We start from the raw sequence: 22,097 nt of genomic DNA on the forward strand, positions 1-22,097 counted from the left end.
AAGAGTCCGCGGAGCTTGAGGCGCGTCGAGTCCAAACGAAACCGGCATGCCAGGGCCGGGGTTGCCAGTGCGACAGGAGGACTGCCTCTGTGTCGGACGGCGCACAGGCGGAACGTGCGAGGCCGGCGTGGAGGCCCTCAGTCGCCTGACAGCACGCCCACGCCGAGCGCGACGTCGAGCGCTCGCTGCATCGCGGTGCTCATGCCGAGGTCCCCCGCGTCGGTCGGGGAACACCAGCGAAGCTCCTGGAAGGCGGGCGTGCGCGTGGGCCGGCGAGGACCGGAGACGCGCAGCAGCCGCAGCGAGAGGTCCCGGTGGGTGAGCTGCCGCTTCACGGTGCCCAGTGCGCCTTGCAGTGTCACGTCGACGCCCAGCGCGGCGGCGAGCCGGGCGCGGGCTTCGCTGTCGGGTGCGTCGTCGGCGATTTCGGCGGCCGGCAGCTCCCACAGGCCGCCGAAGAGGCCGGCGTCCGCGCGGCGGGCGAAGAGGAGGGTGCCGGCATGGGGCCACACGGCGACGGCCAGCGTCAGCTTCTTGGGCGTGGCGCGCACCTTGGCGGGGGGCAGCTCGTCCACGCGACCCTTGCGGAAGGCGACGCAGGCCGCGCGCACGGGGCACAGCAGGCACAGCGGGTTCTCTGGCCGGCACGTGGTGGCGCCGTGCTCCATGAGGGCCTGGTTGAAGTCACCGGGCCGCTCGCCCTTCACCAGCGCGGTGGCGAGCGCCCACAGGGTGGCTTCGCGCTGCCGGTCTCCCGGAAGGCCTTCGACCTCGAAGAGGCGCGCGAAGACGCGCGCGACGTTGCCGTCCACCAGGGGCGCTTCTTCACCAAAGGCGATGGAGGCCACCGCGCCGGCGGTGTAGCGGCCGAAGCCGGGCAGCTCGAGCAGCTCCGCGGCGGTGGACGGCAGGGTGCCGCCGAAGCGCGCGACGACTTCCTGCGCGGCGCGGTGCAGGTTGCGGGCGCGGCTGTAGTAGCCCAGGCCCTTCCAGCCCGCGAGCACGTCATCCAGCGGCGCCGAGGCCAGCGCGCGCGCGGTGGGGAAGCGCGCGAGGAACCGCTCCCAGTAGGGAATCACCGTCGACACCTGGGTCTGCTGGAGCATGACCTCGCTCAGCCAGATGGCATACGGGTCCCGGGTGCGGCGCCAGGGCAGGTCCCGCTTGTTCCTGTCATACCAGTCCAGCAGTGGCCCACGCACGCTGGCCAGGTGCGCGGGGGCAGGGGAGACAGTGGCCGCGAGCGGACGGCGGGAGGTCATGCGTCCTTCTTCTTCGGCGCCACCGCCATGCGGCGGGCGACCCGGTCGAACAGGGAAGGCACCCACCGGTTGGCCACCACCATCACCCGGCCGGGCAGCGTGAGCACGGTATCGCGCCGTCCACTCCGGCTCGCACGGACCATGGCATCGGCGACCTCTTCCGCGGACATGGCCTTCAGGGGGATGGCGTCCTGTCGCCAGCCCTCCGCATGGAGGCGGTTCTCCCGGAAGTCGCTCTCGGTGAAGCCGGGCGACACGAGCAGCACCCGGATGCCCTCGGCGGCCAGCTCCGCGCGCAGCGACTCCGTCATCACATTCACGGCGGCCTTGGACGCGCAGTAGCCGCCCAGCAGGGGCAGTCCCCGGTGGCCCAGCACGGAGCTGACGTTGACCACCTGCGCGCCACGCCGCTTGCGCAGCAGCGGCAGGGCCTCGCGTGTCATCCGCCACAGCCCGAAGACGTTCAGCTCGAAGACCTGCCGGAGCTGCGCCTCACCCACGCCCTCCAGCGGTCCGTAGAGCCCCTGGCCCGCGTTGTTGACGAGCACATCCAGCCCGCCGAAGGCGGCGTCCGTCTCGCGCATCAGCCGCGTCACGTCGTCGCCCACCGTGACGTCGCACCGCACCGGCAGTGCCCTCACGCCCAGTGACGCCACTTCGCGGGCCGCGTCTTCGAGCGCGGGCAGCCTGCGCGCGGCCAGGACGACATCCGCGCCCGCCGCCGCGTAGGCCTTCGCCGCCGCCCTGCCAATACCTCCGGAAGCCCCCGTGACGAGGACCACCCGGCCCTTGAAGGGTTGGGTCTTCATGCTGGCGCGCACCATACCTTCCCGGTTGCCTGGGGGGACTGTCTTTCAGCGACCAGCGGGGGCCTGTTTCCTCGCCTGTTCCCCTTCTGGTGGAGCGGGCGAACGCCTAGGATGCGCGCCCTCATGCCGCGCCCCCCTCTCAGCAACGACTTCTCCTGGTCCAAGAGCCGCCACGAGAAGTTCTCCGAGTGCCTTCGCGCGTACTACCTCTACTACTACCGCTCCTGGGGCGGCTGGGAGGCGAGCGCGCCCAAGGACGTGCGCGAGCTCTACGTGCTGAAGAAGCTGGGCAACCGCTACACGTGGGCCGGCAGCGTGGTGCACGAGAGCATCAAGGACGTGCTGCTGGACTGGCGCGCGGGCCGCCAGGTGGACCCGGCGGCGGTGGAGGCGCGCACGCGCAAGCTGATGCAGGACGACTTCCGGCACTCGCGCTCGAAGAACTACTGGTCGCAGAAGTACCGCAAGCAGTTCACCGGCCTGGTGGAGCACGAGTACGCCGAAGCCGTGCCGGACGAAGCGTGGAAGCAGAACTGGGAGACGGTGCGCTCCGCGCTGTCGTGGTTCTTCTCCTCGCGCTGGAAGGACCTGGCGCACAGCCTCAAGCCCGAGCAGTGGCTGGAGGTGGACGCGGGCTTCGACTTCGCCCACTTCACGCTGGACGGCCTCAAGGTCTTCGCGATTCCCGACTTCGCCTTCGTGGACGCGGACGGCACGCCGGTGGTGGTGGACTGGAAGACGGGCAAGTCGCGCGAAGGGTATGACGAGCAGGTGCTCGGCTACGCGCTCTACGTGGCGCAGCGCTACCGCTTCCCGGTGGAGAAGGTGCGCGCCTCGCTCGTGTACCTCAACGAGGGCAAGGAGCAGGACGTCACGGTGGACCCGGACGCCATGGCCTCCTTCCACCGGCACTTCGAGCAGAGCGTGGCGAAGATGCGCGCGCTGCTGAAGGACCCGGCCACCAACACGCCGCTGGACGCGTCCGCGTTTCCGCCCACGGAGTCGCTGACGGCGTGCGCGCGGTGTGTCTTCCGCCGTCCCTGCGGGCGCGAGGGCGCCGTCGCCCAGGCCGCAGCAGGTGGCGTGAGGGCCTAACGCGCCGACGCGAGCCGCCGCACCACCACGCCCGCCGCGTTCATCCCGAAGCAGGACGTGACGAAGGCCACGCTGCCGTCAATCTGCGTGCGGTGGTCGCAGGTGTGGAACTCGTTGTCCTGCGGGCACACGCACAGGAAGCCGTCGGTGGCGTCGTCGTACTGGAGCGTCACCGGCAGCCGCCGCGCTTCGATTGAGTACACGGCGGTGATGCCCGTGTGCTTGTCCGTCTCCACCGCGTACTTGCGCTTGAGCAGCTTGCGGATGTCCTTGGCGAAGGGGTCCATGTGCGTCTCGGACAGGTCCTCCACGCGGATGGCGGTGGGGTCCAACCGGCCCGCCGCGCCCATGGAGCTGACCACCGGCACGCCCAGCGTCACGCAGCGGTGCAAGAGGTGCAGCTTCGCCTTCACGTTGTCGATGGCGTCCACCACGAAGTCGTACTGGCCCGGCTGGAGCATCTGCTCGGCCACGTCCGCGCGGTAGAACTCGCGCACCGCCTCCACCTTCGCCGCCGGGTTGATTTCCTGGCAGCGCTGCGCCATCAGCTCCGCCTTGGGCTTGCCCACGGCCTTCACCGTCGCGTGGAGCTGGCGGTTGGTGTTGGTGACGCACACGTCGTCGTGGTCCACCAGCGTCAGGTGGCCAACGCCGCTGCGCACCAGGCCCTCCGCGGCGAAGCTGCCCACGCCGCCCAGGCCGAACACCACCACGCGCGCGTTGGCCAGCCGCTCCATCGCGGAGTCGCCCAGCAGGCGGCCGGTCCGGTCGAAGCGCCGGGAGAGCTTGAAGGGACGGGCGAGCGAGTCCGTGGGGGTGGGCGGAGTCTCGGGGGCGGGGAGCGGCTGCGGGTTCATGGCGGTCCTCTATAACGCGACCGCTCGCCTACCGCGAAGGCGCAGGGAAAGCTTCCCGGAAGAAGCGGCGGGCATTCTCGGTCGTCTGCCGGGCGACCTCCTCGACGGGCTCCCCCCGGACGCGGGCCATGCCCTCCAGGATGTGGGGAAGGTAGCCGGGCTCGGAGCGCGTCCCCCGGTGGGGCGTGGGGGCCTGGTCCGGGGCGTCCGTCTCCGCCATCAGCCGCTCCAGGGGGATGGCCCGGAGCGCGTCCAGCGGCTTGCGGGCCTCCGCCCAGGTGACGGGGCCCGCGAAGGAGAAGTGGCAGCCCTTCTGCAAGTAGAAGCGCGCCAGCTCCACGCCGCCGCTGTAGCTGTGCATGAGCAGGCCCGCTTCCGGGAGCGGCTCTTCCTTGAGCAGCTCGATGAGGGCCGGGTGCAGCCGGTGGCAGTGCATCAGCACGGGCAGGCCGTGCTTGCGCGCCAGCGCGAGGTGCCGCTTCAGCACCATCACCTGCCGCTCCAGCGGCGCGCCCGGCAGGCTGGGGCCGTCCAACCCGCACTCGCCCACGGCCGCCGCGCCGCCCTTCGCGAGCAACGCGTCCAGGTGCTCGAGCACGGCGTCGTCCTCTTCGGGCGGCATGTCGGGGAGGAGCTGCGGGTGGATGCCCAGGCCCACCTGGAGGCGGGCATCCTGACGGGACAGCTCCCGCAGGGGCTCCCAGTCATGCGGACCCACGCCAGGAATGACGATGCCGTGAAGCCCCGCGGCCCATGCGCGTGCGAGGACTTCATTCCTATCCTCATCAAAGCGCGCCGCATCCAGGTGGCAGTGGGTGTCTATCATTGAGCAGGGCACTCCTTGTGGCCGTTCATTCAGGAACACGCTGCGCGCTCCTGCACCTCAGGGTACGCACGCCTGGAAGGCCTGACGGTATACGCGCCCTCTGTTCTTCGGAGGGTTTCCATGACCATGCGTGTCGTTTTCAGCGCGCTGTGTGGCGCGCTGCTGGTGCTGTCGACGGGGTGCGGTGACGAGTGTGTCGATGCTTTCGACTGCCGGAGCGACAACGGGCCACCCCCGGAGGGGCAGGAGTGGACGTGCCGCTCTGGCAACTGCGAGCTGCGCGATGTCCAGCCGCCACCCGAGGAGGACGCGGGGACCGAAGAGGACGCGGGCACCGAGGAAGACGCGGGCACCGAAGAGGACGCGGGCACCGAGGAGGACGCCGGCACGGACGCGGGCACGGGCGGCGGCGTGGTCGTCATCGGCACCGGGGCCAAGGGTGAGGCGTGCACCTCGTCCGCCGACTGCGCCGCGGGCCTGCGCTGTGAGGGCGCGGCCGAGGCCATGACGTGTCAGTCGCTGCACGTGGCCTTCACGGCCATGGACGACACCGACGCCATGGCGGCGGTGGTGACGCGCTTCGACGAGCCGGAGCCCACCCGTCTGTCGGACGCCGCGGTGGACAGCCGCTACCCGCGCTGGAACCCTGCCGGCAACCGGATTGCCTTCGTCCAGGGCGCCACCGAGACGGGCACCTCGACGGGGAACCTGGCCGGTGAGCTGGTGGCGCGCGACGTGCCTTTCGTGGAGGTTGAGCCGACGGTGCTCGCCAACGGCACCACGGGCAGCACCGAGGGCTTCCTCTACCTGGAGTGGGAGCCGGGTGACTCGCTCCTGTACGTGCGCCGCGCGGGCGACAGCATCTCCGGCATCTCCCGCGTCCCGGCCGAGGGCGGCACGGTGGAGGAGGCCACGGCCGCGGGCACCTTCCCGGACTGGCGCAACGGCGACACGTTCGCGTTCAGCACCTCCACCGTCGGCCTCTCCACGGCCACCGTGGGCGGCGCGCCCACGCCGCTGGCCATCGCGGGCGCCACGGCGGAGCAGCCGCACTACAACCGCGTCAATGACCAGCTCCTGTTCCTCCGTCCGGATGACACGCGGCCGGTGGGGCTGAACGCCGCGCTCTACATCGTCCCCGTGGGCGGCGCCGCCGTGCAGACGATTGCCGAGTTCAGCACGACGGCCGTCGAGGGGGGCTCGGTGGATTCCTACATCGCCAACCCCGCCTGGGCGCCGGATGGCAGCTGGGTGGCGTACGTGCGCGCCTACTTCTTCAACCCCACCACGGGTGAGCCGGTGCTCTGCGGCGCCGGCACCTCGCCCTGCGCCGGCGACCCGGGCAACATCGTCTTCCTGCGCCGCATCAACCCGGCGGACGGCACCCCGGAGGGGGATGAGGTCAGCTTCGCCGAGGGCGCCACGCTCCCGTCGTTCTCTCCGGATGCCCACTACGTGGCCTACGTCCAGGGCGGGCAGCTCTACGTCCAGCAGATTGACCCGGCGGCGGGCGCCAAGGTGGGTGACCCCATCATCCACCCGGTGGGGGACTACACCCTCCAGACGTCGCGCGGCGATGACCACCGCCCGCGCTGGCAGCCCCGGTAGCCCCGGGCCGCTGACGGCGTGAAGTCCCAGGCCCGCGTCTCTTCAATGGGGACGCGGGCCTTCGTCGTTTCCGGCCTGGCGCGCGGCGCCTTTCCCTGGGCCCGTCCACCGGAGGATCCGCACGAGGCGCTTTCTTGTTCCTGGCTTCCTGCTCTTCACCGCCTGCGCCACCGTGCCGGCTCACCCCCTGGACGTGGGCAGTGGTGGCACCGTGGCCGAGGAGCCACGGACGCTGGCCGCACCTGTGCGCCTGGAGACACGCTCCGGCAGCTTCCTGGTGCACCCGAACAACGCGGAAGACTTCGAGAAGCTGCTCGCGGGAGAGCCCGCGCGGCAGCGCTACACCGCCGGCATCCTGCTGGCGGGAGACTGACGTCCACGCCGGCGCGCGGGCAGCGGCACGCGGCACGTCGACAGGGGCAGGGGCGGAGGGGCTCAGCCCTCTACGACGATGCGGCGCCCCAGCGCCCGGGTCATCTGTGGCGAGGTGAGCTGGGCCAGCACATCCACCAGCTCCCCACCGGAGGTCTCGAAGGCCGCCGCGATGACCTCGCCCACCGTCAGGTGGACCTTGTCCGCCGCCGCCCGGGCCCGCTGGGCCGTTCGCCGGAGCGCGGGCATCACCCGCCGGCCCTGCCTGGGAACCGCGCCACTTCTACGAGTCGTCCGCTTGCCCATGGGTTCCTCCCACCGCACCGTGCTACGCGGGTGAGTACACCGTGGGTCTGACACATGCAGTTGAGGTGCCAGCCGCCTGACTACCTGTCCGGTGGGACAATGCCCCTCATTTCCCAGGCAGAAAGCGGGGTTAAGCAGACAGTCAGCTCGCTGGGTTCACGGCGCTGCCCGGGTATGAATCGTTTCATCGAGCGTTTTCGTTCACTCCGAGCGCAATCTCGACGTTTCGTTCAACGGCCCCGTTTCGTCACGTGGCTTACAATTCTTGGCACCCAGGTCCAATCTGACCTCAATGTCAGAGTCGAGCCTTCCCTCAGAAGTCTGTCTTTCCGGGCGGAAAGCCCGAATCTCCTGACATGAATGTCGCGGCCTCGTGGGCGGCGCGGGCAGTGCGGTATACGCCGGGGGCCATGCCTCAGACTCTCTGCCCGAATTGTGGCCACAGCCCCATTCCGCGCGGTGCCAGTGCGTGCCCCTCGTGCGGGGAGCCGTTCGACCATCTCCAGTCCCACAAGAAGGTCGGCCGGATGCGGTTGGACCGGCCCCTGGTGGAGGCGGACGACGACGCCACGGTGTTCGGCGGGGACCTCGTCACCAGCGCGGTGTCCGCCCATCCGGGTCCGGCGGCGGGGGTGTTGCTGGCGAGCGCCGCGGCCTGGTTCGTCCGCGCCGCGGGCCTGTTGGGCTCGCTGGAGGACCCAGCGTGGACGTACGGCCTGGTGTGCCTGGACGCGGTGCTCGCGCTGGTGCTGGTGCTCAACCGGGGCCCCGCGAAGGGGGTGGCGCAGGTGGGCCTGGTGCTGCAACTGCTGGCCACGGGCTGGCTGGCGCGCGAGGCACCCCTGGCTCCGGTCCACGTGGCCTACTTCATCCTCGGGGTGCTCGCGCTGGTGATGGTGGTGGGCGAGCCGGGGCCCATGCGGCGCTACCTGGGCCTGGGGTTGGGACTGGGGGCGGCGGTCGCCTCCGCGGGGTTGCTGGCGCTTCCCATTTCGGGGCTGTCGGACGCGGGCGTGCGGCAGTCCCTGGTGGGCAGCGAGCTGGGGTATCGGCTGGAGCTGCCGGCGGGGTGGGGGCAGCTGACGCGCGAGCAGCTCGCGCCGCACCTGGTGCTGCCCGCGTCCACCCTGCAGGGCGGCGGCGTGGGCTTCGGCGACGCGGCGCGGGGGCGCTACGGCCTGCTCTGGGTGGAGCGCGGGACGGGCAAGGCGGCGGCCGTGGGGTGCAAGGGACTGCTCCAGGCGCTGGGCGGCACGTTGGGACAGGCGCTGTCACTGCCCGCGCCTCCGGCGTTGGGGAGCAAGGCCACCGTGCATCCGCTGCGCACGCCGGGGGGCGCGGAGGGCACGCTGGCGTGCGGGGTGCTGGCGGACGGGCGGCTCGTGGGGCTGGCGGTGGTGGCCGCCCAGGCGAGTGGCGGCGCGGACGAGGTGGCCTTCACGACGGTGGGCGCGGGACTCGCGTTGCAGTAAGGGGCTCGTCGCCATGAACGTCCAGGTCCTCTTTCACGACAGCTGCTTCGACGGCGCCGCGAGCGCGGCCGTGTTCTCCCGCTTCTATCGGGAGCGCGTCCGGCCGGACGCGGCCTTCCGGTACCTCGGTCTGAACCACAAGCCGGGCGCCGAGGGCATCGACCCGGCGGTGTTCACCGGCGAGGAGAACGTCATCGTCGACTTCCGCTACAGCCAGGACGCGCGGCTCACGTGGTGGTTCGACCACCACGCCTCCGCCTTCCAGCAGCCGGGAGACGAGGCGCACTTCCGCGCGGACACCAGCGGGCGCAAGTTCCACGACGCGCATTGCAAGAGCTGCACGAAGTACCTGGCGGACGTGGCCCGGGAGCGCTTCGGCTGGGATGCGTCGCCCCTGTCGGACCTCATCCACTGGGCGGAAATCATCGACGGGGCCCAGTTCCCCTCGCCGCAAATGGCGGTGGCGCTGGAGGAGCCGGCGCTGCGCATCATGACGGTGCTGGAGGCCAACAAGGACCCGGGCCTCATCCCCGAGGTCATCCGCCGCATGCAGTCCGAGTCGCTGGCGGACATCGCCGCCTCGCCGCTCATCGCCACGCCGCTGGCGCCGCTGCTGGCGCGTCACCAGGCGAACATCGAGTTGGTGCGTGCCCAGGCGCGCTACGAGCGCGGCGTCGTCTTCTTCGACCTCGTGGATGAAGGCGTGGACAGCCTCAACAAGTTCATCGCCTACGCCCTCTACCCGGACGCGCGCTACACGCTGTGGGTGGGGAAGGGGGCCTCGCGGGCCAAGGTGTCCATCGGCTCCAACCCGTGGAAGCCGGAGCTGCGGCGGCACGACTTGTCCGCCATCGCCGGGCGCTACGGCGGAGGCGGGCACTCGGTGGTGGCCGCGGTGAGCTTCAAGGCGGACCAGGCCGACAAGGCGCGCGCCGCCTATGCGGAGATTCTCGCGGAGCTGTCCTCCGACGCGTGACAGCGCGGCGCGCGGGCCCCGAGCGCGACGAAGCGGCCTGTCGTCCGGCGTCAGCGGCGCTCGAAGAAGCGGAAGCCCGCCTGTCGCAGCAGCCGCACCACCGTCACCATGGGCAGGCCCTGCACGTTGGCGCGGTCGCCGTCGAGCCGCTCCAACAGGGCCTGTCCTGCCTCCTCCACGCGGTAGCTGCCGCAGCAGCCCTCCCATTCGTTCAGGTCGAGGTAGCGCTCCAGCTCCTCGTCCTTCACCGCGTAGAAGGTCAGCCGCGCCGTCTCCACGGCTTCGTGCGCCTCACCGCCGGGCCCCACCAGGCACACCCCGGTGTGGATGGCGTGGGTGGTGCCCACCAGCTTGCGCAGTTGCTCCCGAGCCGCGCTCCGGTCCACGGGCTTGGAGAGGACTTCGCCCGCCACCTCGACGAGCTGGTCCGCGCCCAGCACCCAGGCCTCCGGGTGCCGCTGCCGCACCGCGCGGGCCTTGCGCGACGCGAGCTCCCGCACGGCCTCCGTCACCGACAGGTGGGGGGCCACCACCTCGTCCACGCCGGGGGCCTCGGCGCGGTAGGGAAGCCTCAGTCCATCCAGCAGGGCCCGCCGGGCGCTCGACGTGGAGGCCAGAATCAATTCGCTCATGGGACGGGCAACCTAGTGCAGTGTGGGGCGGGTGGGGGTCCAGTCGCATCAGCAGGCGAGCGTGCACGTCTCGGCTTCCCGGCCACGGGGTGATGCCGTACCCTGGCGGCCCATGTCGCGGCGCGGTCTGCTCGCCTTCTGTCTCCTCATCGCTGCCTGCAAGCGCGGCCCTCCGGCCTCCGAAGCGCCGGACGCGTCCTGCCCGGCCGCGCCCACCGCCAGCGTGCGCCCCGCGCCGCCCCCCGAGGACGCCACCCACCGGATGCAGCCGCTGGCCGTGTGCCGCTCGGACGGCGCGGCCCCGTTGGACGCGTCGCGTCGCTACTTCGAGGACGGCCGCTTCGAGGAATCACTGTCCTGCGCCGCCCAGGCCGCCGCGCTGGAGCCGGACCTGGCCGCCGCCCACGCGGAGCGCGGCGTGGCGCTGGCCGCCCTGGGCCGCGAGGCGGAGGCGCAGCTCGCCTACGCGCGGGCGCTCGCCATCGACCCGGGGGACCCGTCCGCGCTCCTGGGCTCGGCGCACCTGTACGCCGTGCAGCTGTCCTCCACGCGGGAGCGGGACGAACTGGGCGCGCTCTACGCCGAGCGCGGCCTGTCCCAGCCCAACACGCCCCCGGAGCTGATTCCGCACCTCGCGCTGGTGGCCGCCATGGCCTTCAATGATTTGGGGCAGGCGGAGTCCTCGCTGGCGCACTCGGCCATCGTCCTGGCGCGCAACCCCGGCAGCCGCGAGGCCCTCTACGAGCGCGCCCTGGCCCTCTTCGAGCTGTGCCGCTTCCGGGAGGCCCGCACCGCCTTCACCAGCCTCGTGGACGACCCGGAGCGGGCCGCGCATGCCCACCACCACCTGGGGCTCCTGCTGGAGCGAGAGGGCAAGTGGAAGCAGGCGCAGGGCCACTTCGACCAGGCGCGCACGCTGGCGCCGGACGACTTCCCCGAGCCGCCGCTGCCCGCGGAGGAGGACTTCCGCGCCCAGGTGGTGAAGGCCGTCGCCGAGCTGCCCAGGGACATGCGAGGGGACTTGGACGGCGTGCCCGTCACGGCGGAGGAGCTGCCCGCGGACGCGGACCTGCTGGCCAACCAGCCGCCGCTGTCGCCCACGATTCTGGGCCTCTTCCGGGGCCCGCCGCTGGGCGAGCCCTGTGACGGCTCCGAGGTGCCGTGCCGCTCCGTGGTGCTCTACCGCCGCAACCTGGCGCGCGCCGTCCGGACGCCCGAGGAGCTTCGCGAGCAGATCCGCGTGACGTTGCTGCACGAAATCGGGCACCTTCGCGGCGAGGACGACGAAGAACTGGCCGCTCGCGGCCTGGAGTGAGCCTGATGCCCCCCCATGCAGCCCTGCCCGTCGCGCGTGTCAGCCCCAAGGGGGCGCGCTCGCTGCGGCACTTCAATCCCTGGGTGTACCGCACCGAAATCGCCGCCCCGCCCGACGTGAAGGGCCCCGGCGCCGTGGTGCTGGTGGTGGACTCCCAGGGCAACCCCATTGGCCAGGCCCTCTACGCCCGCCGCTCGCCCCTGGCGCTGCGCCTGCTGACGCGCAAGAGCCCCGCCGAGGAGCCGGTGGACGACGCCTTCTTCCGCCGCCGCCTGGAGGCCGCCCTGGCGCGCCGGGCGTTCCTGTCCGGCCGTGACGGGCTGCGGCTGGTGCACGGCGAGGCGGACCAGCTCCCGGGCCTCTTCGTGGACCGCTACGGAAAGGGCCTCACGCTCCAGACGCTCTCCGAAGGCATGGACGCGCGCAAGGAGGCGCTGGCGAAGATGCTGGTGGAGCTCACCGGCGCCACCCACGTCATGTGCCGGGATGACGCCTCCGGCCGTGACTTCGAGGGCCTGCCGCGCGAGGCGCGCCTGCTGCACGGCGAGGGCGCCGCGCGCTTCACCTACCACGAGGGGGAGAACCGCTTCGAGGTCGACCTCCAGGGCGACATGAAGACGGGCGCCTTCCTGGACCAGGTGGACAACCACCTGCGGGCCGGGGAGCTGGCGCGCGGCGATGGGCTGGACCTCTTCAGCTACCACGGCGGCTTCGCGCTCTCGCTGGCACGCACCTGCACGTCCGTGCTGGCGGTGGAGCAGGACGAGAAGGCCGCCGCGCGCGCCAAGGCCAACGCCGAGGCCAACGGCCGCGCCAACGTCACCGTGGAGAACGCCAACGCCTTCGACGTGCTGCGACGCTTCGACACCAGCGGGCGCCGCTTCGACACCGTGGTGTTGGACCCTCCCGGGCTGGCCAAGCGCCGCGAGGGCCTGGCCACCGCGCTGCGCGCCTACCATGAGCTGAACCTGCGCGCCTTGCGCTGCCTCAAGCCGGACGGGCTGCTCGTCACCTGCTCCTGCTCCGGCAAGCTGGACCGCGCCGCCTTCGAGGAGATGGTGCTGGCGGCCGCCGCGGATGCGAAGCGGCCGGTGCAGATTCTGGAGCGGCGGGGCGCGGGGCTGGACCACCCGGTGCTGGCCGGGCTGCCGGAGACGGAGTACCTGAAGGCCCTCTACGTGCGCGCCCTCTGACGAGGCAAGGGGCGGGGCTGGGGCCTACGGAATCCCCAGCTCCTTGCGCAGCCGGCCCACGACCTTGAAGTACTCCGTCCGGGGGAAGGGGACGTTGAGGATGTGGAAGTCCTTCTTCGCCAGGCCCACGCAGCCGAAGCAGTAGTTGCAGTCCTGCAGGTTGCGGCTCAGCACCAGGTACGCGCTGGTGGAGCAGTTCTCGCTCTGGACGCAGTACGCGCAGGCGTTGCAGCTCTTGCAGTCCACGCAGTGCGAGCAGTTGTTGCACAGCTCGCACCGCGTGCAGTGCGTGCACGTGAAGCAGCTGTCGCAGTCCTTGCAGAACATGCAGTTGGCGCAGCGCTGACAGCCCTCACACGCGTAGGAGCCGGGGTTGCCCGGGTCGGACGCGAAGCTCTTGGCCAGCTTCTGGAACTGCTCCAGGAACTCCCGCTTGCCCAGGGTGGACACCAGCTCCCGCGCCGCCTTCTCCTGCGCGACCAGGTCCGCCTTCTCGGGCCGCGTTCCTTTGTCCTTCACCACCTGGGACACTCCTTCATCAGTTCGGACCGGGCCTCAGGCGAGCCAGTCCCGCGAGGTCGATGCCGCGCGCCACCCGGCGCACCTCCACCGTACCCGGAAATCCCCGGCTGGTGACGGCAACCACGTAGCGCCCCCCCACAAGGAGGTTCGCTTCGGCCACGGACTCCTCCGCGTCGTACCGCACGAAGCCCACGGCGTCGTCCAGGTGGATGGGCGCGGACGGGTCACTGGCCGGCTTGCCCCGGGAGCGGTCGGCGGCCTCCTGGATGGCCTTGCCAATGCGCTCGCCCATGGTGGTGTCCACGATGCGCACCTTCACCTCGCGCCCCTCACCTCGGGTGTAGCGCCGCTCGGCCTCGGAGACGGACACCTCGCCGTACTTTCCGGTGGAGCCCTGGGTGTGCGCCACCGTGAAGCCGTCCAGCCGTTCTGGAAGGAAGGGCGCCAGTTGCTTGAAGTACACGCAGGGCGCGCTCGCCGCCGGCACCACGGGCGTCACCTCCGGGGGCGCGCCGGACTCGCCGAGGCATCCCGTGCCCAGGACGAATGCGAGAAAAGCGCCAGAGCGCCTGGGGAGAAAAGAGTCGCGCACGAACGAATCAAAGGGTATCCCCGCCCCGCGCGCAATGGACCTCTCGAAGCTCAATCCTCCGCAGCGCGAGGCCGTGGTCACCCTCGAGGGACCGCTCCTCGTGCTGGCAGGCGCTGGCAGCGGCAAGACTCGCGTCATCACCCACCGCATCGTCCACCTGCTCAACGAGCGGCCGGGCCTCATCATGGCCCGCAACATCCTGGCGGTGACCTTCACCAACAAGGCCGCCACGGAGATGAAGGAGCGCCTGGTCCACATGGCGGGGCCTCGGGCGCAGGGCGTGCTGGTGTGCACCTTCCACGCCTTTGGCGCGGAGATGCTCCGCGAGGACATCCACCGGCTGGGGTGGCCCCGGAAGTTCGCCATCGCCGACATGGGTGACCAGCTGGCCAACATCCGGCGCGCCATGCGTGAGCACAAAATCGACGACCGGTCGTTCGATGCGCGCAAGGTGCTCAACCTCATCTCCAAGGCGAAGAACTCCGGCAAGGCGCCGGAGCCCAAGCCGGAGGGAATTGGGGATGACTACGACCTCATCACCCACATGGTGTACCCGGACTATCAGCTGTCGCTGAAGGCCCAGGGCTCCGTGGACTTCGACGACCTGCTGCTGCTGCCCGCGCGCCTGCTGCGTGAGCACCCGGACCTCTACGAGAAGTACACCCGGCGCTTCCGCTACCTGCTGGTGGACGAGTTCCAGGACACGAACACCGCGCAGCTGGAGCTCTTGAAGCTGCTCGCGGGCCGCTCCCGCAACGTGTGCGCGGTGGGTGACGACGACCAGTGCATCTATTCGTGGCGCGGCGCGGAGGTGCGCAACATCCTCGACTTCGACCGCCTCTTCCCGGGAGGGAAGGAGGTCCGGCTGGAGCAGAACTACCGCTCCGTCCAGACGGTGCTGGACGCGGCCAACGCCGTCATCGCGAAGAATCCCGAGCGCAAGGCCAAGCAGATGTGGACCGACCGCAAGGGGGGCGCGAAGGTGAAGGTGGTGACGTGCCCCAATGACGAAGAGGAGGCCCGCTTCGTCGCGCACGAAATCCAGAAGCACATGGCCCTGGGCGTCTCCGCGGACGACATCGCCGTGCTCTACCGGACCAACGGCCAGTCCCGCCCCATCGAAGAGACGCTGCGGGAGAAGAACATCGGCTACGAGGTGGTGGGCGGCAGCGAGTTCTTCGACCGGCGCGAGGTGAAGGACGTCATCGCGTACTTCAAGGTCATCGTGAACAAGCTGGACGAAATCTCGCTCTTGCGCATCGTCAACGTGCCCTCGCGCGGCATTGGCGACGTGACGATGGAGCGCCTGAACGTCCACGCGCGGGGCGAGGGTGTCACGCTGTGGACGGTGATGAAGAAGGCCACCGACTATGAGGACCTGCCACCGGGGGCCGGGGCCCGGGTGGCGGACTTCGTGGACCTGGTGGAGCGCTACCGCGCCGCGTATGAGCACGGCCAGCTGGCCAACGTGACGCGCAAGCTGCTGGAGGAGATTGGCTTCCGCGAGGCCACCCGCGCCCATGCCACCAGCGCCACCGCCGCGGACAAGAAGCTCAAGGGCGTGGACGGCGTGCTCAACTCGCTGGAGAACTTCGAGAAGCGCGAGGGCCCCAAGGCCAGCCTGCCCACGTACCTCAACCGCCTGAGCCTGGACACCCGGCAGGAGGAAGAGGAGGTGCCGGGCGGCAACCGCCGCGTCACCCTGATGACGGTGCACGCCTCCAAGGGCCTGGAGTACCGGCTCGTCTTCTTCATTGGCATGGAGGAGGACCTGATGCCCCATGGGGGCATGCAGGGCGAGGCGCAGAACCTCGAGGAGGAGCGGCGCCTCTGCTACGTGGGCATCACCCGCGCCAAGGAGGTGCTCTACCTCACCCGGGCGGCCACCCGCGTGAAGCGCGGCAAGGAGGTGCCCCGCACGCCCTCGCGCTTCCTGGAGGACCTGCCGCCGGAGGTGACTGAGACGGTGGAGATGGACGCGCCGCGTCAGGGGCCTCCCACCACGGAGGAGAAGAACTTCTTCGCCAACCTGAAGGAGCGCTTCAAGAAGCCCGCGATTCCAGGGGTCCCTCCAGGCGGCGCCGGGCCGTCCGGGGGAGCGGCCAGGTAGGTGGGCAGGGAATCCAGACGTCCGGTGCGGTGCGACCTTGACTTGATCCGCCACACCCACTAGGACGGTCGGCCTTTCCGGGCCTCCGTGAAGTTTTCACGGTCGACCCGCGGTTGACTAAGCACGAGCAGCGGTCCCTGGAATGCACACGGCGGCCGCGAGAAGTCTGGAGTGCACGAAATGTCGCAGAAGACCTACAGCGCGAAGGCTGGGGACATCAAGCGCCAGTGGCACGTCATTGACGTGTCCGACAAGGTGCTGGGCCGCGCGGCGAGCCAGATTGCCACCCTGCTGAAGGGCAAGCACAAGGCCATCTACACGCCGTCCATGGACACGGGCGACCACGTGGTCGTCATCAACGCCGAAATGGTGAAGGTGACGGGTACGAAGGAGCAGGACAAGATGTACTACCGGCACCCGCGTGCGGGTTTCCCGGGCGCCCTGAAGATCACCAACCTGGAGAAGCTCCGCCAGCGTCACCCCGAGGACATCATCATCAACGCCGTGCGGCGCATGCTTCCGCGCAACGCGCTGGGTCGCCAGATGATGACGAAGCTGAAGGTCTACGCAGGTGACACGCACCCGCACGCGGCCCAGAAGCCTGCCGCGTTCGAGGTCGAGGCGTAAGGGAGATAACGTCCATGCCCATCCACCAAGAGCTCGGTTTCTACGCCACCGGCCGCCGCAAGGAGGCCACCGCCCGCGTCTGGATTCGTCCTGGCACTGGCCTCGTCACCATCAACGGCCGCGAGCTGAACGAGTACTTCGGCCGCGAGACGTCCAAGATGGTCCTCAACCAGCCCCTCGAGATCCTCGAGCAGAAGGGCAAGGTTGACGTCACGGTCAACGTCAAGGGTGGCGGTCTCTCCGGCCAGGCCGGCGCCATCCGTCACGGCATCGCCCGCGCGCTGTGCTCCTTCAACCCGGAGTTCCGTCCGGCGCTGAAGAAGGCCGGCTTCCTCACCCGCGATGCTCGCGCGGTCGAGCGCAAGAAGTACGGCCAGCCGGGCGCGCGTCGCCGGTTCCAGTTCTCCAAGCGCTAAGCCACTCGCTCGGCAGCTGGGTTGTCCTCACGCGGCGGGGGTCCTCATTCGGGGGCCTCCGCCGTTGTGTTTTCGGGGTCCATCACGCCCCATCGCATGCGTGCGCGAGCGTCTGGTAGCATCCGCTCCGCTCATGGAACTCAACGAGATCCTCCAGATCGCCCTGCGCGGCGGTGCCTCCGACATTCATCTCAAGGCAGGCCTGCCGCCCATGTTCCGCGTGGACGGCTCGCTGGTTCCGCTGAAGGACGGCCGCCGCCTCCCTCCCGAGGAGGTGGCGCGCATGGCCTTCGGCATCATGAACGAGTTCCAGAAGGAGAAGTTCAAGGGGAGCAACGAGGTGGACCTGGCCTACGGCGTGCCGGGGCTCGGGCGCTTCCGCGTGAACGTCTTCCAGCAGCGTGGCACCGTGGGCGCCGTGCTGCGTGTCATCCCCTTCAAGGTGATGACGATTCAAGACCTGTTGCTGCCCCAGATTCTCGCCAAGATTTGCGGCGAGGAGCGCGGGCTGGTGCTGGTGACGGGCACGACGGGCTCCGGCAAGTCCACCACGCTGGCGGCGATGATTGATTACATCAACGCCAACGAGACCAGCCACATCATGACGATTGAGGACCCCATCGAGTTCCTCATTCGCGACAAGCGCTCCATCGTGAACCAGCGCGAGGTGGGCGTGGACACGATGAGCTTCGCGCAGGCGCTCAAGAGCGCGCTGCGGCAGGACCCGGACGTCATCCTCGTGGGCGAAATGCGGGACCACGAAACCATCGAAACGGCGCTCCACGCCGCGGAGACGGGCCACCTGGTGATGTCCACGCTGCACACGCTGGACGCGACGGAGACCATCAACCGCATCGTCTCCGCCTTCCCGCCGCACCAGCAGAAGCAGGTGCGCCTCCAGCTGGCCAGCGTGCTCAAGGGCGTGGTGTCCCAGCGGCTGGTGCCGCGCGCGGACGGCAAGGGCCGCGTGGCCGCCGTGGAGGTGCTGCGTGTCACGGCCCGTGTCCGCGAGATGATTGAAGACAAGGACCGCACGAAGGAGATCCACGACGCCATTGCCCAGGGCACGGACACGTACGGGATGCAGACCTTCGACCAGTCGCTGATGAGCCTGGTGCGGCAGGGGCTCGTCACCTACGAGGAGGCCCACCGGCAGGCCACCAACCCGGACGACTTCGCGCTGCGCTTCTCCGGCATCAGCGGCACGTCCGACTCGAAGTGGGACAACTTCGATTCGAAGCCCGGCGAGTCGCGGCCCATCCCCGGCTCGTCCGCCTTCGCGCAGAAGGGGGCGCCCACGGGGGTGCCAGCGCCGCAGGCCGCGCCCGCTCCGGCGCCCATGGCGCAGCCCATGCGTCCGGCGGCTCCGGCGCCCCAGCAGATGCGTCCGGGCGCTCCGCCGCCGCAGGCCACGCGTCCGGGGGCTCCGGCAGGCGCGCCGGTGGGGCGTCCCGTGGCGCCGCCCGCCGCGCGCCCGCCAGCGCCCGCTCCGGCCCCGGCACCCGCCGCGGCGGGCGGGGACGACGACTTCCAGATCGAGCGCTTCTGACGGAGCCGCTGTTCCCGACAGTGGCTGCTACGCGTCGTCCTCACCCAGCAGCGCGCGCAGCCTGGACAGGCGGATGGGGCCGACGAGGCCCTCCTTGGACAGCGCCTGGAGCAGCTGCGCGGTGGCCTGCACCTTGGCCTCCTGCTCCTCCTCGGGCCGGTCCACCACCTCCGCGTCGAGCACGGCCTCCATGTGCTCGGGGTTGATGGGCGCGGGCCCTTCCGACCACGCGATGTCGAAGAGGGCGCGGGCCATGCTCTCACGCACCTTCCGCTCCGCGTCGTTGGCCGCGGCCTTCACGAACGTGAGGAAGAGCGCGTCCACCGCCTCCTTGGTGAGCGCGGCCAGCGCGGGCACCTCGCCCAGCGCCTCCTTCACGTACTCGCTGTCGAACGCGTCCACGTCCTGCTCGTAGCCGAAGGCCTCCTCCAGGAGGACGGAGGCCAGGAACGCGTCCGTCTCCTCTGGGCTGGCGCCTTCCTCGGTCAGGGCCTCGCGCGCCTTCTTCGTGGGCTCGGCCAGGGTGGCGTCCTGGTCCAGCGCGCGGACCGCGGCGTGGGCCGCCAGCAGCACGAGCGAGGCCTGGGCATCGGTGGACAGGGTTCGGCCTCCCACACCCAGCAGCACGGACTTGTGCTTCGGGTTCGCGGAGGCGGCGTCGGTGAAGGCCTGCTCTTCCGCGGAGAGGTCTCCGCCCGACTGCTGCTTGAGGAGCGTCTCCCGAGCGGCGTCGGCGGCGAGGAAGCGGGCGAGTACGGGGTGCATGGCCGGGCCTGTTACCACATGCTAGGTATCCCGCCATGCCTCCGGAGGACGAAGGGCCCGACGCTGTTCGCCGTGCCACGGACGCGTGCCTGAAGCTCCTGTCCATGCGCGCGCGCAGCCGCCGCGAGCTGGAGCAGGCCCTGGCCCGGAAGGGCTTCACCGAAGCGGTGTGCGAGGCCGCGCTCGCCCGCGTGAAGGCCTGGGGCTACCTGGACGACGAGCGCTTCGCGCGCGAGCGGGCCACCCTGCTCCTGGGTCGGGGCCGGCTGGGGCCGGAGGCGGTGGCCCACCGGCTGCGGGCGCACGGGCTGGCGGAGGGGACGGCCCAGCAGGCCCTCTCCGAGGCGAGCGACGCGGTGTCCTTCGACGCGCTGGCCACGGCCCGCGCGGTGCTGGAGAAGCGGGGGCTGCTCGGCCGCCCGCTGGAGGCCAGGGAGCGGGCCCGCGCAGGACGGCTCCTGGACAGCCGGGGCTTCTCGGAGGACGTCATCTACCGGTTGCTCGGAGAAGCTTCACTGGACCCCTCGGGGCCGGAGGAATAGCGTGGTGGGGATGCGTTCCGCCGTCGCCTTTCTGTCCGCCTTCCTGCTGTTCGGTACCGGGTGTGCGTCCCTCACGCAGGGCCAGGCCGGTGAGCCTGACTATGCCGCCGTCGCCGACGAAAACCTGCGGCTCGGCTCCGAGGCCCTGGAGAACAAGGACTTCTTCCGCGCCCAGAAGTACTTCGAGTACGTCCGGACGAAGTTCCCGTACCAGGAGGCCGCCCGCGAGGCCGAGCTGAAGCTGGCCGACGTGGACTTCGAGCGCGAGGCGCTCCCCGAGGCCAAGGAGCAGTACCAGGCCTTCATCAAGCTCCACCCCACGCACGCCAAGGTGGACTACGCCGCCTTCCGCTCCGCGATGACGCACGTGCAGGCCTACCCCTCCGAGTTCTTCGCCCTGCCGCCGTCCCACGAGAAGGACCAGGGCGAAATCCGCTCCGCGCTGGTGGCCATGGAGGGGTTCCTTCGCCAGTACCCCCAGTCTCAGTACGTGGCGGAGGCGAAGACGCACCGGGAGGACGCCCAGCGCCGGCTCGCGTTGCACGAGCTGTACGCGGCCCAGTTCTACCAGAAGCGTGAGCGCTGGAAGGCCGTGGCCCAACGCCTGGAAGGGCTGCTGCGCCGCTACCCGGGCACGGAGTACGAGGAGGAGGCGCTCTTCGACCTGCACGACGCGTACGTGAAGCTGAATGACCCGCAGAAGGCGCAGGACACGCTGCGCCAGGTGCTGCGTCGCCTGCCCGGCACGCCCGCCGCGGAGCGCGCCCAACGCATGCTGGGCTCGTGAGGACGACCCAGGACTGGAGCCGCCTGGGTGGCGGCCTCATCGTCATCCTGGCGCTGGGCGCCACCCTGGCCCTGTTCGTTCCACGCGTCCTGGGCGCCGCGGCGGGCCCCGAGCTGGAAATCATCACCGCGCTCAAGGAAACGGAGTCTAGCGGCCTGTCGCTGCCCGTGCCCGGCGCGCCGGGGCCGCTGAAGTCCCGGCAGCACCGCTTCGCCCGCATCACCGTCAACGTGGCACCCGGAGGTCAGCGGGCGGAGGCGCAGGCCACGCTCGACTTCGAGGGCGCCCTGGGCGACACCCGGGTGGGCACGGCGGGCGTGGAGCGGGTACCCTTCGTGGTGCGAAACGGGTCCTGGGTGCCGGAGACGACGCCAGCGCCCCGGCTCCAGGCGGTGGTGACGGCACTGGAGTCCCGCCGCAGGGCGCTCCAGGCGGCGGACGCGGAGTCCCTGGGGCGGCTGGCGGGGCCGGGCACGCCCGGAGTGGGCGGGCCGGAGTGGGAGCAGTTGCGCCAGGTCCGGGCGCGGGGTTACCAGGTGGAAGCGTGGTACGTCCGGCTGGAGCGGGACGACGCGGTGGTGACGGAGCATTGGCGCCTTCAGGGGGCGCTGCCGGCGCGGCCGGTGGACACCCGGGGCCAGCGGCAACTCTCGTTGTCGCTCAGTGGTGATGAATTCTTGTTTTCTCCCAGCCTCATGTAGGCTAGCCGTCTCGGAGGCAGGGCCCTGGCGGGCCGATTCATGGACGAGCCCCTCAAGCAGCTACTGACCCTCGGGCGCGGCTACTTCGAGAAGAAGCAGTACGCGCAAGCCGAGCAATACCTCGCGAAGATCGTCGAGCAGAATCCGACGTTCGCGGACGTATTCAACATGCTCGGCATCATCTACCACGACCAGGGGCAGTTCGCCCGGGCGCAGCGCGCGTTCGAATCCGCGCTGCAGCTCAACCCCGCCTATACCGAGGCGGCGCTCAACCTGGCCGTCATCTACAACGACATGGGGAAGTACGCCGAGGCGAAGGAGGTCTACCAGGCCGCCCTCTCCCAGCAGAAATCCGGCCCGGACGAGCTGGACCCCTACGTGGAGAAGAAGATCGCCAACATGTACGGCGAGATTGGCGACGTCTTCGCCTCCAGCGGCGTGTGGGCCAAGGCCATTGAGGAGTACCGGCGCGCGCTCGCGCTGTGTCCTCAGTTCGTGGACATCCGCCTCAAGCTGGGCAACGCCCTGCGCGACGCCGGGGACAACGCGGCGGCCCTCGTCGAATACGAGCAGGTCATCGCCCAGAACCCGGCTTTCATTCCGGGACACATCCAGTATGGAGTCGCGCTGTACTCGGCCGGGCGGCGGGCGGAGGCGGTGCAGGTCTGGGAGGACGTGCTGGTGCGCAGCCCCGGTAACAAGAGCGCGCAGATGTACCTCAACCTGGTGAAGGACCCCGGCAAGGCGGAGCAGGCTGGCTGAC

The 22,097-nt window shown here is 70.4% G+C and carries 24 protein-coding genes; 15 read left to right on the forward strand and 9 right to left on the reverse strand.

The features are described 5' to 3' along the window. Positions 1-137: 137 nt before the first annotated feature. Positions 138-1,262: an A/G-specific adenine glycosylase gene (mutY, locus tag KGD87_RS36280; RefSeq protein WP_284665461.1), complete on the reverse strand. Its 1,125-nt coding sequence runs from the start codon at positions 1,260-1,262 to the stop codon at positions 138-140. Next, the gene (locus tag KGD87_RS36285; protein WP_350101022.1) at positions 1,259-2,086 is read right to left on the reverse strand and encodes an SDR family oxidoreductase; all 828 of its coding nucleotides are present in this window, start codon (positions 2,084-2,086) and stop codon (positions 1,259-1,261) included. The genes mutY and KGD87_RS36285 overlap by 4 nt, the downstream gene beginning before the upstream one ends. Before the next feature lie 96 nt (positions 2,087-2,182). Here KGD87_RS36285 and KGD87_RS36290 point away from each other — a divergent pair, with 96 nt between their 5' ends. Further along, positions 2,183-3,166 (forward strand): RecB family exonuclease, encoded by a 984-nt coding sequence (locus KGD87_RS36290; protein ID WP_502887987.1) that lies wholly within the window; start codon positions 2,183-2,185, stop codon positions 3,164-3,166. Here KGD87_RS36290 and KGD87_RS36295 read toward each other — a convergent pair. After that, on the reverse strand, positions 3,163-4,023 hold the full coding sequence (locus tag KGD87_RS36295; protein WP_284665464.1) for a tRNA threonylcarbamoyladenosine dehydratase: 861 nt from the start codon (positions 4,021-4,023) through the stop codon (positions 3,163-3,165). The genes KGD87_RS36290 and KGD87_RS36295 overlap by 4 nt on opposite strands. A gap of 28 nt (positions 4,024-4,051) precedes the next feature. Further along, positions 4,052-4,849, reverse strand: coding sequence for a TatD family hydrolase (locus KGD87_RS36300; protein ID WP_284665465.1), 798 nt, complete (start codon positions 4,847-4,849; stop codon positions 4,052-4,054). A 120-nt stretch (positions 4,850-4,969) separates the two neighbouring features. Between KGD87_RS36300 and KGD87_RS36305 the strand changes: the two genes are divergently transcribed. Both KGD87_RS36305 and KGD87_RS36310 read left to right on the forward strand, forming a co-directional pair. Continuing rightward, a complete protein-coding gene (locus KGD87_RS36305) occupies positions 4,970-6,457 on the forward strand; it encodes a TolB family protein (RefSeq protein ID WP_284665466.1) in 1,488 nt (495 codons plus the stop codon). Positions 6,458-6,629: 172 nt separating this feature from the next. Beyond that, on the forward strand, positions 6,630-6,830 hold the full coding sequence (locus KGD87_RS36310) for a hypothetical protein (protein WP_284665467.1): 201 nt from the start codon (positions 6,630-6,632) through the stop codon (positions 6,828-6,830). Positions 6,831-6,892: 62 nt separating this feature from the next. Here the strand turns inward: KGD87_RS36310 and KGD87_RS36315 are convergent, their stop codons facing one another. After that, a complete protein-coding gene (locus tag KGD87_RS36315; RefSeq protein ID WP_240358844.1) occupies positions 6,893-7,135 on the reverse strand; it encodes a hypothetical protein in 243 nt (80 codons plus the stop codon). 527 nt (positions 7,136-7,662) lie between these two features. Here KGD87_RS36315 and KGD87_RS36320 point away from each other — a divergent pair. Beyond that, positions 7,663-8,607, forward strand: a complete 945-nt coding sequence (locus tag KGD87_RS36320; protein ID WP_284665468.1) for a zinc ribbon domain-containing protein — start codon at positions 7,663-7,665, stop codon at positions 8,605-8,607. Between the two features lie 13 nt (positions 8,608-8,620). Further along, positions 8,621-9,583, forward strand: coding sequence for a hypothetical protein (locus KGD87_RS36325; protein WP_284665469.1), 963 nt, complete (start codon positions 8,621-8,623; stop codon positions 9,581-9,583). 50 nt (positions 9,584-9,633) lie between these two features. Here the strand turns inward: KGD87_RS36325 and KGD87_RS36330 are convergent, their stop codons facing one another. Next, positions 9,634-10,215, reverse strand: a complete 582-nt coding sequence (locus KGD87_RS36330) for a Maf family protein (protein ID WP_284665470.1) — start codon at positions 10,213-10,215, stop codon at positions 9,634-9,636. 112 nt (positions 10,216-10,327) lie between these two features. On the opposite strand from KGD87_RS36330, the gene KGD87_RS36335 reads away from it, so the two are divergent. After that, positions 10,328-11,530 (forward strand): metallopeptidase family protein, encoded by a 1,203-nt coding sequence (locus KGD87_RS36335; RefSeq protein WP_284665471.1) that lies wholly within the window; start codon positions 10,328-10,330, stop codon positions 11,528-11,530. A 5-nt stretch (positions 11,531-11,535) separates the two neighbouring features. Continuing rightward, positions 11,536-12,723, forward strand: coding sequence for a class I SAM-dependent rRNA methyltransferase (locus tag KGD87_RS36340; RefSeq protein WP_284665472.1), 1,188 nt, complete (start codon positions 11,536-11,538; stop codon positions 12,721-12,723). Between the two features lie 24 nt (positions 12,724-12,747). On the opposite strand, the gene KGD87_RS36345 is transcribed toward KGD87_RS36340, so the two are convergent. Together KGD87_RS36345 and KGD87_RS36350 are read right to left on the reverse strand one after the other, a co-directional pair. Further along, positions 12,748-13,245, reverse strand: a complete 498-nt coding sequence (locus KGD87_RS36345; RefSeq protein WP_176411102.1) for a caib/baif family protein — start codon at positions 13,243-13,245, stop codon at positions 12,748-12,750. A gap of 16 nt (positions 13,246-13,261) precedes the next feature. Beyond that, positions 13,262-13,744 carry a hypothetical protein gene (locus KGD87_RS36350; protein WP_284668739.1) on the reverse strand — a complete coding sequence of 161 codons (483 nt, stop codon included), beginning with the start codon at positions 13,742-13,744 and terminating at the stop codon, positions 13,262-13,264. 127 nt (positions 13,745-13,871) lie between these two features. On the opposite strand from KGD87_RS36350, the gene KGD87_RS36355 reads away from it, so the two are divergent. The 4 genes from KGD87_RS36355 to KGD87_RS36370 all read left to right on the forward strand — a co-directional run bounded on the left by KGD87_RS36355 (position 13,872) and on the right by KGD87_RS36370 (position 18,539). Further along, on the forward strand, positions 13,872-15,947 hold the full coding sequence (locus KGD87_RS36355; protein WP_284665473.1) for an ATP-dependent helicase: 2,076 nt from the start codon (positions 13,872-13,874) through the stop codon (positions 15,945-15,947). A 180-nt stretch (positions 15,948-16,127) separates the two neighbouring features. Beyond that, a complete protein-coding gene (rplM, locus tag KGD87_RS36360; RefSeq protein WP_284665474.1) occupies positions 16,128-16,574 on the forward strand; it encodes a 50S ribosomal protein L13 in 447 nt (148 codons plus the stop codon). Between the two features lie 14 nt (positions 16,575-16,588). After that, the gene (gene rpsI / locus KGD87_RS36365) at positions 16,589-16,990 is read left to right on the forward strand and encodes a 30S ribosomal protein S9 (RefSeq protein WP_140789134.1); all 402 of its coding nucleotides are present in this window, start codon (positions 16,589-16,591) and stop codon (positions 16,988-16,990) included. Positions 16,991-17,123: 133 nt separating this feature from the next. Further along, on the forward strand, positions 17,124-18,539 hold the full coding sequence (locus KGD87_RS36370; protein WP_284665475.1) for a type IV pilus twitching motility protein PilT: 1,416 nt from the start codon (positions 17,124-17,126) through the stop codon (positions 18,537-18,539). Between the two features lie 27 nt (positions 18,540-18,566). Here KGD87_RS36370 and KGD87_RS36375 read toward each other — a convergent pair whose 3' ends face one another. Then, positions 18,567-19,304, reverse strand: coding sequence for a hypothetical protein (locus tag KGD87_RS36375; protein WP_284665476.1), 738 nt, complete (start codon positions 19,302-19,304; stop codon positions 18,567-18,569). A 35-nt stretch (positions 19,305-19,339) separates the two neighbouring features. Between KGD87_RS36375 and KGD87_RS36380 the strand changes: the two genes are divergently transcribed. Genes KGD87_RS36380 through KGD87_RS36395 form a run of 4 tightly spaced genes read left to right on the forward strand, consistent with a single transcriptional unit; the run spans position 19,340 to position 22,096 of the window. After that, the gene (locus KGD87_RS36380) at positions 19,340-19,846 is read left to right on the forward strand and encodes a regulatory protein RecX (RefSeq protein ID WP_284665477.1); all 507 of its coding nucleotides are present in this window, start codon (positions 19,340-19,342) and stop codon (positions 19,844-19,846) included. 10 nt (positions 19,847-19,856) lie between these two features. After that, positions 19,857-20,633, forward strand: coding sequence for an outer membrane protein assembly factor BamD (locus tag KGD87_RS36385; protein ID WP_284665478.1), 777 nt, complete (start codon positions 19,857-19,859; stop codon positions 20,631-20,633). Continuing rightward, a complete protein-coding gene (locus tag KGD87_RS36390; RefSeq protein WP_284665479.1) occupies positions 20,630-21,334 on the forward strand; it encodes a hypothetical protein in 705 nt (234 codons plus the stop codon). The genes KGD87_RS36385 and KGD87_RS36390 overlap by 4 nt, the downstream gene beginning before the upstream one ends. A 39-nt stretch (positions 21,335-21,373) precedes the next feature. Then, on the forward strand, positions 21,374-22,096 hold the full coding sequence (locus KGD87_RS36395; protein WP_163783410.1) for a tetratricopeptide repeat protein: 723 nt from the start codon (positions 21,374-21,376) through the stop codon (positions 22,094-22,096). Position 22,097 lies beyond the last annotated feature (1 nt).

It is taken from the genome of Myxococcus sp. SDU36 (assembly GCF_030168875.1).
In the GTDB taxonomy this organism is placed as follows: Bacteria; Myxococcota; Myxococcia; order Myxococcales; family Myxococcaceae; genus Myxococcus; species Myxococcus vastator.